Origin of the sequence: Vibrio navarrensis (assembly GCF_000764325.1) — a bacterium.
GTDB classification, from domain to species: domain Bacteria; phylum Pseudomonadota; class Gammaproteobacteria; order Enterobacterales; family Vibrionaceae; genus Vibrio; species Vibrio navarrensis.
Genome location: NZ_JMCG01000001.1, coordinates 1478872 through 1492672, shown reverse-complemented (window position 1 = coordinate 1492672; position 13801 = coordinate 1478872). Strand labels below are relative to the sequence as shown.

Genomic DNA, 13801 nt, shown 5'->3' with positions numbered 1-13801 from the left:
TAACGAGATGAGCTTCACGTTATTTTTATATTCTTTTGTTACATTTACTGTAATTTGCGTGACAGCAAGCGCAGCTGTCCCTTAACCAAGAGATGGAAAACATGAAGAAATATAACGCAGATGATATCCAATACAAAGGCGAATCGAATGGTGTTCATAGCTGGAGCACACCTTCAGGTCAGCCATACTACTGGCATCCAGATTGGCTGCATATTGCAGAAGATGCGACAGGATCTCACCCCAAACAGAAGCTAGAAATAGAGAGTGGTGTTCAAGCGACCAAAACGCACGCGCTCAAAGCCATTGTAAAACAAGTCAATGATTGGGCGAGCAAAAAATTGGCTGACAACCCAGAGATAGAAACCAACGCCATCGAATCTGAGTTTGATCTGAAAAAATAGCAACCTAGCGGCCCAGCGGAAACGAATCGCTCAAGCTATATGAAAAAACGCCCAAATCACGGGCGTTTTTTCTTCGCTTCGCTCCTAGCTATACGTTATCTGTCAGAGCCATGACGCGATAAAGTGCCCATTATTTGCCATGTCAGGCATAACGGTACGCTAGCGCAATTGGCAGAAGATGCTTTACTCTAAACAGATCCCTTTTCCGTCACGGCCAGCCACATGACCTACTACAACTCGTCTCTTACATTAAAGCTTTACTTTCTCGCTGCTCTCATTTTTGGCACCTACGGTGGCCGAGTCTGCCCAATGTTGGCTTCACTTACACCAATAGAAGTGCTGGCACAAACCGCGTGTGTCTTTGTTGTGATGTATGTCCTGCGCCACTTTGTGCTTATTCATCATCGTTGGAGCCAGGCGCTTCTCTTCGCGCGCTTAGACACCAGTTTGTTTTTTGTTGGCAGCCTTCCTCTAGCCATCTATTACAATCTGCAATATGACTTCACTATCGACAGTAACCTCAAGGTACTGTTCGGTATGACGCTGTTTGGCTTTTTTACTGGCCTTTTGTTGCAATTGGAGGCGAGAACCAAACAATTCGACACTTTATCGTCTGAAAATACTTACCCGTTGGAACTGACCGGACAACGGCAATCTATTGTTAAACAGTTGATTGTGATGATGATTATTTTAATCGGCGCATTAACCATTATGCTGACCATGGTGGCCGTCAAAGACATTTTCTGGCTGGAACACAACCCAGAACGGTTGCTCGATGGCAGCGGAAAAACCAGTATTATCAAAGAGTTTATCTATCTTGCCTTAGTCCTTGGCGGTTATGTTGTTGCGATTTTGCTCCTTTGGAGCAAATTGATGAAGAAAGTCCTACTAAGCCAAGAGCGTAAGTTGCAACTCGTGACGCAAGGCGACATCAGCCAGCGCTTGCCGGTTTTTGAGCACAACGAACTGGGTGCCATGGCCTCGCTCACCAATAAAATGCTCGATAGCTTAAAATCGGCGCAGGATGAAGTGCAAACCACCCGCGACGTTGCCATCGTCAGCCTAGCCGCACTTGCTGAGTCTCGGGACAACGAAACAGGCGCGCACATCATTCGCACCCAAGAATATGTGCGAGCACTCGCCACCTTTTTGGCACAAAGCCCACAACACCAATCACTACTGACAGCCAAATACATTGATCTGTTATACAAGTCCGCTCCACTACACGATGTGGGTAAAGTGGGCATTCCTGATAGCGTGCTACTCAAGCCCGGAAAGCTTACCGATGAAGAATTTGCCATCATGAAAGGCCACCCGCAGATCGGCGCAGATGCACTCTCTATCGCCGAAAAACGTATGGGTTCGAGCTCTTTTCTGCGAGTCGCCAAGGAAATATCCCTCACTCACCATGAAAAATGGGATGGTTCCGGTTACCCTAATAAACTCTCCGGTGAAGAGATCCCACTTTCCGGACGCTTGATGGCACTGGCCGATGTTTATGATGCACTTATCTCCAAACGGGTTTACAAGCCGGCATTTAGCCATGAAAAAGCGCGAGAAATTATCTTAGAAGGACGAGGAAAACATTTTGACCCGCAGGTTGTCGACGCTTTTCTTGCCGTAGAGCAAGATTTCTGCGTGATTGCGGCGCGCTACAAAGATGGTCAAGACTGATAAGACCAGTCGTTTGCTTTTTACACCTTGGAAAGTCGCTGTTTCCAAGGTGTTTTATTATGAAAATTCGCAATTCATTGACACTTCGCGATCAAATCAAAATTATTTTAACTTTTCCTGCCACTAGGTGTTGTCACTGATCTGGCAGAAAGGTATAAATATACACCGTCTGCTCCAATCTTATTCGTCAGCATTCGCTGCTACTTTGCCAGATGCTCGCAGACATATGCGTTTCCAGATAAACGAGCGGGTCTGATTATGTTTCATTGACTTCTGCGCCTTAGCACTGAAACATAAACAGACCTACCCCTTCGATTTAACATGGATGAAGATTATGTTTGAAAAAGTAGTTGCCGCCCCGGCTGACCCGATCCTTGGCCTGACTGAAGAGTTCAAAAAAGACCCTCGTCAGGGGAAAATTAACCTTGGTGTTGGTATTTATAAGAATGAACAAGGTGAAACCCCTGTTCTTGCAACGGTGAAAAAAGCAGAAGCTGCTTTAGTTGAAACCGAGAAAACCAAGTCTTACCTGACTATCGAAGGCACCGCGGAATACGCTCTGGCGGTTCAGAAACTACTTTTCGGTGAGGATTCAGACATCCTCGCTTCTCTACGCGCTAAAACCGCCCAAGCGCCGGGTGGTACGGGTGCATTGCGTGTGGCTGGCGAGTTCATCAAACGCCAACTGGGCGACGTAAAGATCTGGATCAGCAACCCAACTTGGGCAAACCACCACGGTGTGTTTAAAGCCGCTGGCCTTGAAACGACGGAATACAGCTACTACAACGCGCAAACTAAAGACAAAGACTTCGCTGCCATGGTCGCGGATCTAGAAAAAGCCAGTGCTGGTGATGTGGTGTTGCTTCACGGATGCTGCCATAACCCGACAGGTATCGACCCAACCGAACAAGAGTGGGAAGTACTGGCGAAACTGGTGGCCGAAAAAGGCCTGCTGCCGATGTTCGATTTCGCTTATCAAGGCTTTGCTAAAGGTGTCGAGGAAGATGCGCAAGGTCTGCGTACTTTTGCTAAGTACAACAAAGAGATCCTCGTTGCGAGTTCCTTCTCGAAGAACTTTGGCCTGTACAACGAACGTGTGGGTGCGTTTACCCTAGTGGCTGAAAACCAAGACGTTGCGGAAACGGCCTTCTCTCAAGTGAAAGCCATCATCCGTTCTATCTACTCTAACCCACCTGCGCACGGTAGCGCCGTGGTTACATACATCCTAAGTGATGCCGCGTTACGTGCTGAGTGGGAAGCTGAAGTGGCAGAAATGCGTGACCGCATTCAAGAGATGCGTGAGCTGTTCGTGGCGACGCTTAAAGCGGAAGGCGTGGATGCTGATTTCAGCTTTATCGAACGCCAAAACGGCATGTTCTCTTTCTCAGGTCTAAACAAAGAGCAAGTAGCGCGCCTGAAAGAAGAATTTGCCATTTACATCGTCGGCTCTGGGCGTATCAGCGTAGCGGGTATGACCAAAGAGAACATGGGCCCTCTGTGCAAAGCTCTTACACAAGTGCTGTAATCAGCTACGAAAGATGCAAAAGCAAAGGCCGAGTTTCTCGGCCTTTTTAAATTCAATCACTGGGTAAAACGCTAATAGATCACGCGTGCGCTGATACCACCTTCGTTGATGTAATCTTTGCCTGCATCACGATATTTGTAAAAAATGCCAGTGCCAAAGACATCATTCCATTGATAGTTGAATGCCAGTTTGATGTTGTCCTCATCCACCCAGTCACTGCGGGTAAATTCGCCTTCCAAAGTGAGCGTCATTTCCCGGTTAATCAAATAGTTAAACCCTAGCTTTGCGCCTTGCAGCATATCGGATTGCGAATCGAGCAGTTTATCGGTTTTGTTGTCTGTCTGCTCATAGCGCAGTGCACCGATACCGTAAAGTAAGTACACATCTAACGCCGCCGTAAGGTCATAGTGATAACCGCCAGAAAAGAGTAATCGGTCAACTCGCGAAGTAGAATCATCAGGATGAAAAAACTGCGCTGAGTAGTCCACATCCAACAGCCATCCAGAAAACAGTGGCTTACTTAATCGCAACTCAAAAAATGACGCGTTTGCTCCGTTAAACCAGTCTTTGTTTGTCGTGCCAGAACCAGCCACCGCAGAAAAGTGGCGATACACTTGTTTGGACTCTGCTGGCTTTTCGTCACTTTGCTGCGCCCACCCAGTAGCACTGAGGGCAACCAAAAGCACTAACCCATTGTGTCTTACCATTCTACATCCTTCTTCATTGGTAATTTCTCAGCCAAGGTGCGGCAATCCATCATTGCTCTTACCTAAGCTTTACAATCTTAGTTCAAAACAGACTCTTAAGACGAGACCTCGCTCCCTTTCAGTCACGAAAGCAGAAAATGAGCTCGGTTTGAGGTAAGATAACAGTCCACCTGCATATCAATGTTTACGGGTCACCATAGGCTCTAAACCCAAAAGGTTTGAATATGGATGCTGAATTAACCGAAATTCTTAACTTTCTCTCGCAACACGCGCCGTTTAGTGAGCTTCCTGAAGAGACACTGATCAATGTTACCCAGCACATCGAGATTTCTTACTACCGAAAAGATACACCTATTATTCGCAGTGGTGATGAAATTCATGATCTTTTTATGCTGCGCAGTGGCGTGGTGGAAGTCTACCGCCGCAAAGGCGAGCTTTACAATCGTTTAGACGAAGGTACCCTGTTTGGTCAAATGGCTTTGCTCACCAACAACCGAGTCAAATTTCCCGTCACAGCGGTGGAAGATTCGTTGCTCTATTGCATTCCGGAAACCATTTTCCAATCGCTCTACGACCACTTTGATTCCTTCGCGGACTTTGTTGAGGTGGAAAAGAGTACCCGATTGCGCCAAGCGGTACTTGAGACCAAAGAAGCGAACGACCTCACTACCTCAAAAGTTCGTACCTTACTGACCCGTGATGCACCAACCATTGAGAGCACTCAGTCGATCCAAAGTGCCGCGGAGATGATGGCCAATGAACACGTCTCTTCCCTGCTGGTGTTAGATTCCAACGCCCAAGCCTCTTCCTCATTGGCTCCCGTGGTCGGTATCATCACAGACCGCGATTTGTGCACCCGTGTGTTGGCTCAGGGAAAATCACCACAAGATGCAGTTGGTAGTGTGATGACAGATCAAGTGATCTCACTCGATCATAACGCCTATGTGTATGAAGCCATGCTGACCATGCTCAGGCACAATGTGCACCATTTGCCTATCATGCAGGGGAAAAAGCCGCTCGGGATTGTCGAAGCGACGGATATTGTCCGTTATGAATCTCAGAGCTCTCTGCTCTTGGTCAGCCGCATTTTTCAACAGCAGAGCTTTGAGGATCTCGCGCAACTGGCGCAAGAAGTGAAAAACAGCTTTGTCCGCCTAGTGAACGAAGATGCCAACTCACACATGGTCGGTAGTGCCATGTCGGTGATTGGCCGCAGCTTCAAGCAGCGCATTATTGAGTTGACCGAAGAACGTCTCGGCCCACCACCCATTGACTACTGTTTTCTCGCATTGGGCTCTATGGGACGTGACGAGCAATTGTTGGTGACCGACCAAGACAACGCCATCATCCTTGCCGACAGCTACCGTGCCGAAAAGCACGACGCTTATTTCAGCCAATTTGCCGAGCTGGTATGTGATGCACTCAACGAGTGTGGTTACAAATATTGCACTGGCGATATTATGGCGACTAACCCGATTTGGCGCATGACACGTGCGCAGTGGCGTGATTGCTTTGCTGACTGGATTGATGATCCTAACCCGAAGGCCTTGCTCAATGCCTCGATTTTCTTTGATTTGGATGGCGTGTACGGAGAGCTCACATGGGCATCGCAGTTGACCGATTTTATCGTCAACAAAGCCAAACAGACGCCCCGTTTTCTCGCCTGTTTGGCGCGTAACGCTCTGAATCGCACGCCACCTCTGGGCTTTTTTAAAGATTTTGTGATGGAGAAAGATGGCCGTCACAACAATTCGATTAACCTCAAGCGACGTGGCACTGCGCCATTGGCCGATCTCATTCGCGTCCATGCGTTAGCGGTCGGGTCGAGTGCCAGAAACTCGTTTGAGAGGCTCGACGATGTGATTGATGCCGGCATTCTGCCTAAAGGGCGCGCACAAAACCTCAAAGATGCGTTGGAATTTATCTCTATGGTACGCATCCGCCATCAGGCTGTGGATGTGCAAAACGGTATTGAACCTGATAACAATATCGAACCCGAAAACCTGTCGGATTTTGAACGCAGAACACTCAAAGATGCCTTTCAGATCCTAAGCAATGCGCAGAACTTCCTGAAGTTTCGCTATCAAGCTGGCAACAGTTTTAAATAAGGGAAAATATGTCGTTATTTAAACCTGCTCCCCTTGAATGGCAGCAAAAGTTTGCTCAAAAATGCCAGCGTGTGCAAGATGCTCGCTTGCAACGCTTCTATGCTCAGCCACTGCCACTCGCTTGCACCCCCATAAACGAGCTTGAGATGGTGGCGTTGGACTTTGAAACCACCGGATTAGACGCACGCAGTGATGATATTCTCTCGATTGGCTTAGTGCCGTTTGATCTGCAGCGCATTTACCTAAACCAAGCCCACCATTGGACGGTGCGTCCACGGCAAAACCTCAGCGAAGAGTCTATCGTCATTCATCGCATTACTCACAGCGATATTGAGCATGCACCGGATCTCGAGACGATTCTTGACGAGGTATTGCAACAGTTAGCCGGAAAAGTGGTGGTGGTTCATTATCGCCATATCGAACGCGATTTCTTTGATGCCGCATTAAGACAGCGTATCGGTGAAGGGATTGAGTTTCCGCTGCTGGATACATTACAGCTCGAATCAGATTATCTTAGTCAAACCAAGGGCGGATGGTGGCGGCGCTTAAAAGGCGTCAAACTGCCTTCGCTGCGCCTCGCCCAGACTCGGCGACGCTATGGTTTGCCTGACTACAGCGCCCATCATGCATTGACCGATGCCATCGCCACCGCTGAACTGTTGCAAGCGCAATTTGCCCATCACTACGATGCACAAAGCGCCGTCGGTGAGTTCTGGCTTTAGGCTTTAGGCTTTAGGCTTTTAAACCCAACAAAACAAAAGAGGAGCACTTGGCTCCTCTTCACATTAGACTTTGTCTTACAGCTTAAAGCGTCTGATCTCTTGCTCAAGTTCATGAGAAAGATCCGACAACATGCTGGCTTGCGCCGCCGCTTCATGCGCCTCGGCAGCCAGCTCGTTTGACACATCGCGAATGCCTTCGGTATTGCGGGTGATTTCGGTGGTTACCGATGCCTGCTCTTCCGCCGCCGATGCAATTTGCGTCGCCATATCGCTAATACGTACAACAGCCGTATGGATTTGCGTTAAGCTTACCGCCGCCGAGTTGGCATCATCAACGCTGGTCAGCGCCAGTGCACGACTGTCGTCCATAATGCCAACCGCCTGTGACGTGGTGCTCTGCAGCTTCTCGATGGTTTGCTGGATCTCTTGCGTTGACGCGTGAGTGCGTTGACTCAGTACACGAACTTCATCCGCAACCACTGCAAAACCGCGCCCTTGCTCGCCCGCACGCGCCGCTTCAATCGCCGCATTGAGTGCCAGCAAGTTCGTTTGCTCTGCAATACCCTGAATGGTTGAAAGAATGGTATTGATACTGTTGCCGTGCGCTTCCAGCTCTTGAATTACATTGGTCGCCACTTGCACTTCTTGTGACAAGTTCTGAATAGAGCCTTGCGTTTGCGTCACTTGTGAAGAACCGTGAACGCACGCAGACACCGCTTCTTCCGCATTTTGCGCTGTGTGATCAGCATTACCTGCAATCTCTTGTGTCGCAGCCGCCATCTCGTTGACTGCGGTCGCCACCATGTTTATTTCATCTTGCTGCAATGAAATACGTTGGCTACGCTCCTCAGCTTGCTGTGCGGTCATTTTGGCTTGTTCAGACAGTGATGCAGAGACTTCGCTCAACTTGCTGACCATAGTGTGCATATTACCCACAAAACGGTTGAAGTTTTCCGCCAGATTGCCCACTTCATCGTCACTGCGCGGCTCTAGGCGCTGAGTAAGATCCCCTTCACCGGAGGCAATTTCTTCCAACGCATGAGAAACGCGGCCAAGGTCGCGGAACAAAAAGCCCACCAGCCAGTAGACAGCAGCAATAACAGCGGCAGTGATTAGGGTGGCGGTGATGAGCATTTCGCGCATCAGTTGGCTCAAGCTGGCCTCTTCGGTAGCGCGATCCATTTCAATCGCAAACATCCACGGCGTTTGAGGTACTTTGACGAAGTAGAACAGCTTTTGCTGGCCATTGACGATCGCTTCTTCAATCGCGCCTTGTGACGCCGCTCGCTCAATATCCTGCATGGTAAATTGTTTCAGCAGAGTGTTCACAGGCTTAAGCGAAAGCGCTTTGTTTGGATGTGCCAAGAATGTGCCGTCTTGTGTATCAATCAACATTGCATGGGCATTTTTGCCCGCATCTAGACTGATTACGTCATTGATCAATTGATCAATCAGAACGTCTGCACCCACTACACCAACCAGTTTGCCGTTGTGACGCACAGGTTCGGCGATCGTCACCAACAGCGCATTGGTAATCGCATCTTGATAGGCGGTTGTAATGATCTGCTTACCCGCTGCACTGGCATCTTTATACCAAGGACGCACGCGGGGATCGTAATCGGCACGGTTACGCTCTGGATGCGAACGGTACATCTCACCCGCAGGTGTTCCTAGGAAAATATCGTCAAAACCACCCGCTTTGCGCGCTTGCTGTAGATACGGCACAACATCGCTTTCTTCGCTGTAGTCATTAAAAGCTTTGGCAATGTTCTTGCGGATCGAAATCCAATCAGAAATGCCTTGCGCCGCCGCTTCACCGAGGCTTTGCGCGCGGGCATATACGCCATTACGGGTTTGGTTGGATAGCTGTCCTGCGGACAGCCAGGTTAAGGCGGCAGCCATGATCACTACCGCTGACAGACTTGCGCCTATGAGCTTTTGCTTTAGTGTCAATTTCATTGTTGTCAGATTTCAGTTGGGGGAACAAATTTTCGTCCGTGATACTACACATAAAACCCATCACATGCACGTATTATCCGTCGCCAACTAAGCAGTAACCCCTTGTATTCCAGATGGTTACATCGCCATTTTTATACCGTACGACAAAATAAAGCCAGCTTGATAAGCTGGCCTTATAAGCACATAAAAAAAGTGACTACTGTTTTTCGGTACGCATACCTAAAAGCAGGCTGACACACATCGCCAAGAGGATAAAGGTGAAAGGTAACGCCGTCGAAATCGCCCCCGCTTGCAATGCTTGAATTGCTTCTGTACCACCAATCCAAAGCAGTGCCACCGCAATAGCACCTTCCATAAATGCCCAGAAAATACGTTGCAGGACTGGCGCATCCATCTTACCGCCGGCGGTAATCGAGTCGATCACCAGAGAACCGGAGTCAGATGAGGTGATGAAGAAAACCAGCACCAATACCACTGCAATCACTGACAACATAGTGCCGTATGGCAGTTGGTCAAACATCTGGAACATCGCCAAAGGCACGTCGGTTAGTCCTTTGGCACCTAGCTCACCAACGCCATTGATCACTTGATCGATAGCCATACCGCCAAACACCGACATCCAAAGCAATGTTACCGCTGTTGGTACCAAGAGAACCGCAGTCATGAATTCACGAACTGTGCGCCCTTTTGAAACACGCGCAATGAACATGCCGACAAATGGTGACCAAGAGATCCACCACGCCCAATAGAAGACAGTCCAGCCTTGGAACCAAGCTTCATCTTCACGCCCCATTGGGTTACTGAGCGGGATAATATTCTCAACATAGGCCATCAAAGTTGTTGGCACAGAGCCAAGGCTCACCGCCCAACCGATCAAACCCACCAAACCAAGCAGCGCAAAAGCGACCAACATGTTGATGTTACTGATGACCTTAACCCCGCCATCAATGCCACGAATGACTGAAATGGTTGCGAGAAGCGTCACCGCGACGATCACAATGATCTGTAGGCTCAGGCCTGCTTCAATTCCAAACACATGGTGGATACCACTCGCTGCTTGCTGAGCCCCCAAGCCAAGCGATGTCGCTAAGCCAAACAAGGTGGCGACAACCGCCAGAATATCGACAATGTGCCCTGCCCAACCCCAAGCGCGATCACCCAGTAAAGGATAAAAGATCGAACGCATCGAAAGTGGCAGGCCTTTGTTGTAGGCAAAGAAGGCCATTGATAAGGCCACAACGCCATAAATCGCCCAAGGATGTAAACCCCAGTGAAACATGGTCGCACCCAGAGCCAGTTTGGCCGCTTCCGGTGAATTCGCAGCAACATTCAATGGGGTTTCATACCATCCGGTAAAATAAGCCACCGGCTCGGCAACACTCCAGAACATCAAACCAATTCCCATCCCTGCTGCAAACAACATGGCTAGCCAAGATAGAAAAGAGTAGTCCGCTACGGCATCAGAACCGCCCAAACGAATCTTACCCATAGGTGAAACGATCAATGCCAGGCAAAACACCACAAAAATATTACCGGACCAGATAAACAACCAATCAAATGACCCGATAATTTGCCATTTGATGCCATCGAGCACCGTCTTGGCGGTGTGGGCGTCGAGTACCAATGCGGCAATCAGAAACAGCGCAACCAAACCTGCGCTAATGCCAAACACTGGGTTATGGACATCAAAACCCCATCGTTGAACATTGTCCTGACCAACCGTGTAGTCTGTACTATCAATACTGTACTTATCTATACCTGTCGTCATTCTCACTCACTTAAAAATGCTTTTTCTAAAATGTACCAATCAAGGAAATAATTAGAATACAATACATATTTCCAAAATATCGGTTATTAAACTAACAGAAAACATCGTATAAATGCAAATTAACAGCAAAAGAAAGGCTTGAAAATCGGAGTTTACGGCTTTAAATAATACAAAAAACCATAAAAACAAAATGCTCACAAATCATTTGTCATCAAATTATTATTCGATATTCATCCTAAGGTAACATCGCGGTGTAAACCAAACCTGCACTCGCAGCTCAGAGTCGCCGCTGGTTTGTTGGCCTATTCAAGCCTCTGATGCGTTGCAGCGCTTTCAATCACCGATAAATTGCGGTAGTTTTGGGGCCAAATCATCGACGGGCAGACATTTTGGAAAAACACGAAGAAGTTCTCATCGCCATCAGACAGATCATCCGCGCCATCGATTTACATTCGAAGAAGCTCAATAAAATTTCTGGACTGACTGGCCCTCAGCTTATTTTGATGCGTGCAATCAAAGAGTTAGGTGAGGTAACCATTCGCCAACTGGCCAACCATACCAATATGAGCCAAGCAACCGCCACGGCAATTTTGGACCGTTTGGAAAGAAACGGGTATGTAGAGCGAGTTCGCAGCAAAGAAGATAAACGCAAAGTGCACGCCCATCTCACTGCCGATGGAGAGCGCATTCTCAAGCAAGCGCCAATGCCATTGCAGGAAAATTTCATCTCTGAGTTTCAGAAATTGGAAGATTGGGAGCAGTCACTGCTACTTTCGTCTGTGCAGCGAATCTCCAGCATGATGAGCGCAGAGCAAATTGATGTATCCCCCATTCTTGAGCTGGGTAGCATCAAGCCAGAGTAAGGCGTTTACTGCACCAGCCCCTGCTCAAACGCATATTTCGCCAGCTCCGCGGTCGAGTGCAGATCTAACTTATGCTTAATATTGTGGCGGTGGGTCTCCACCGTCCGATAGCTGATATCCAGTAGGGTGGCAATTTTTTTGCTGCTGTGCCCCTGTGCCACCAGCTTGAGTACCGCCTCTTCACGACGACTGAGCGGGTTGGCGCGTTGAGCTGCGGGGACGATCTCCTGAGTAAAAAGGGTTTGTGTCACCGACTCGCAAAAATAGGTCGAACCTTGATTGACGGTTTTGATCGCTTGCACCATTTTCTCTGCCGAAATCTCTTTTAGCATGTAGCCAACCGCTCCTTCCTGCATCACTTTCATGATGTACTCTCGATTGTCCTGCATAGTCAACATCAAGACCTTGCTCTCGGGGAACTCTTCTTTGATCAAGCGAGTGGCTTCAATGCCATTCATAATCGGCATGCTGATGTCCATCAGCACCACATCAGGTTTGTGTCGACGAACAGCATCCAACGCTTCTAAGCCATTGCTGGCCGTTCCTACCACTTCAATCTCGGGTTCTATCTCTAAGCGAGCAATAAAACCATCGAGTACCACTTGGTGATCATCGACGATCACAATTCGGATCGGTTTATCCATAGGTCAACCCATCCAAATTCAGTAACACGGTAATTTCCGTTCCAAAACCGGGTTCACTCATCAGTTCGAAATCTCCGCCTAAGAACTCGGACCCGTTCGCGCATGTTCCTTAGGCCAATTCCTCGTTTGCGCAGTGCATCGGCTACGGCAAAGCCGCAACCATCATCGCGGATCAGCAGTTGCAGTATGTTGCCCATCTGCTGCAGGCTCACCGTGACTTTACGCGCCGCCGAGTGTTTTTCGATGTTATTGAGTGATTCTTGCGCCACACGGTACAAGGTCGTTGCCACTTCTGATTTGAGTTTGTGTGCTTGGGTATCAAAGTGGATATCGGTATCGATACCCGAATGAGCGCGAAAATCTTGTAACAAGCTCGACAACGCAGCCTCAAGACCAATATCATCTAACGCACTGGGGCGTAATTGATGCGAAATGTGCCGCACTTCATTAATGGCCGTCATCAGTGATTGTTGAGACTTTTCCAGATGTTGGCGCAATGAAGGTTGATCGATCTTGTTACTCAATAACTCTAAGTGACATTTACTTGAGACCAGTAACTGGTTAATGCCATCATGCAGTTCACGGGCGAGATGCTTCTTCTCATCTTCTTGAAACATCACGGTTTTATGAGCCAGCTCTTTGAGGTTTTTATCTGCGAGGCGATGCTCATGCAAGTTGATCGCTAAGGTCAGCACAATGATCACCGCCACCGTGACCAACAAAATCACCACCACAGAAAAAAAAGTCGTTTCGATGTTTTTGTTCACCGCTGCCTGCATTTGGGCAACTTCTTGGCGAATGTCTTCGATATACAGCCCGGTGCCAATCATCCACTCCCATTTACTTAGCCAAGCCGCGTAGCTGAGTTTCGGCACTGTTTCGCCTGTCGATGGTTTTTTCCACAAATATTGATGAAAACCGCCCCCTGTTTGCGCTTGATACAGCAGCGCTTCAATCAGATGATCACCATTTTCATCTTGAAGATTGAGGAGATTTTGCCCAACAAGTTCAGGTTGTATGGGGTGAACCAGATTGGTCCCCTGTTTATCGTAGGCAAAGAAATAGCCATCGGAGCCATAGCGCAGCTGAGTCAACATGGCTTTTACTTTCTGCTGCGCTTGCCCCTCACTCAAAGAAGCATCATTGTGGATGTACCCAATCGCGTCAAACGCCAGATCCACGCTGTCTTGCAAGGCATTTTCACGAGATTGGATCAGGCTTTGACGAAATATCTCCACCTCTTTTTGCCCTAACGTTTTCGCCTGATAGATGGAGATCCAACTGATACTCGCTGAGACCAGCAGCAGCGGCAATAGCGTTAGCAAGATCAGCTTCATTTTCAGCGGCATAGCGTGTCCTTATACAGCAATGGCTGCCCATCCTTGGCAGCCATTTACTCTAGCAACTAAGTTTCAAACCTAGCAAGATTT

10 protein-coding genes and 1 pseudogene are annotated in these 13801 nt (G+C 48.4%); 6 read left to right on the top strand and 5 right to left on the bottom strand.

Features of this window, described 5'->3' with window-relative positions:
* Window positions 1–101 precede the first annotated feature (101 nt).
* From EA26_RS06720 to EA26_RS06710, 3 genes are all read left to right on the top strand, one after another.
* Window positions 102–401, top strand: coding sequence for a hypothetical protein (locus EA26_RS06720; protein ID WP_039425953.1), 300 nt, complete (start codon window positions 102–104; stop codon window positions 399–401).
* A 222-nt stretch (window positions 402–623) separates the two neighbouring features.
* Window positions 624–2075 (top strand): HD domain-containing phosphohydrolase, encoded by a 1452-nt coding sequence (locus EA26_RS06715; protein ID WP_039425951.1) that lies wholly within the window; start codon window positions 624–626, stop codon window positions 2073–2075.
* Between the two features lie 334 nt (window positions 2076–2409).
* Window positions 2410–3600 (top strand): amino acid aminotransferase, encoded by a 1191-nt coding sequence (locus EA26_RS06710; RefSeq protein ID WP_039425939.1) that lies wholly within the window; start codon window positions 2410–2412, stop codon window positions 3598–3600.
* Between the two features lie 71 nt (window positions 3601–3671).
* Here the strand turns inward: EA26_RS06710 and EA26_RS06705 are convergent, their stop codons facing one another.
* Entirely contained in the window at window positions 3672–4307 is a 636-nt protein-coding gene (locus EA26_RS06705) for a hypothetical protein (protein WP_039425929.1), read from the bottom strand.
* Window positions 4308–4531: 224 nt separating this feature from the next.
* On the opposite strand from EA26_RS06705, the gene EA26_RS06700 reads away from it, so the two are divergent.
* Both EA26_RS06700 and EA26_RS06695 read left to right on the top strand, forming a co-directional pair.
* The gene (locus EA26_RS06700; RefSeq protein ID WP_039425927.1) at window positions 4532–6415 is read left to right on the top strand and encodes a DUF294 nucleotidyltransferase-like domain-containing protein; all 1884 of its coding nucleotides are present in this window, start codon (window positions 4532–4534) and stop codon (window positions 6413–6415) included.
* A gap of 8 nt (window positions 6416–6423) precedes the next feature.
* Complete coding sequence (locus tag EA26_RS06695) at window positions 6424–7137, top strand: 3'-5' exonuclease (RefSeq protein WP_039425924.1); 714 nt, start codon at window positions 6424–6426, stop codon at window positions 7135–7137.
* 75 nt (window positions 7138–7212) lie between these two features.
* On the opposite strand, the gene EA26_RS06690 is transcribed toward EA26_RS06695, so the two are convergent.
* Together EA26_RS06690 and EA26_RS06685 are read right to left on the bottom strand one after the other, a co-directional pair.
* Window positions 7213–9096: a methyl-accepting chemotaxis protein gene (locus EA26_RS06690; RefSeq protein ID WP_039425921.1), complete on the bottom strand. Its 1884-nt coding sequence runs from the start codon at window positions 9094–9096 to the stop codon at window positions 7213–7215.
* Window positions 9097–9292: 196 nt separating this feature from the next.
* On the bottom strand, window positions 9293–10864 hold the full coding sequence (locus EA26_RS06685; protein ID WP_039425907.1) for a BCCT family transporter: 1572 nt from the start codon (window positions 10862–10864) through the stop codon (window positions 9293–9295).
* 389 nt (window positions 10865–11253) lie between these two features.
* On the opposite strand from EA26_RS06685, the gene EA26_RS06680 reads away from it, so the two are divergent.
* Entirely contained in the window at window positions 11254–11727 is a 474-nt protein-coding gene (locus EA26_RS06680; RefSeq protein ID WP_039425905.1) for a MarR family winged helix-turn-helix transcriptional regulator, read from the top strand.
* A gap of 5 nt (window positions 11728–11732) precedes the next feature.
* Here EA26_RS06680 and EA26_RS06675 read toward each other — a convergent pair whose 3' ends face one another.
* Entirely contained in the window at window positions 11733–12371 is a 639-nt protein-coding gene (locus tag EA26_RS06675; RefSeq protein WP_039425903.1) for a response regulator, read from the bottom strand.
* Window positions 12364–13720 (bottom strand): annotated as a pseudogene (locus EA26_RS06670) (cache domain-containing protein). Before EA26_RS06670 ends, EA26_RS06675 begins: the two are co-directional and overlap by 8 nt.
* Window positions 13721–13801 lie beyond the last annotated feature (81 nt).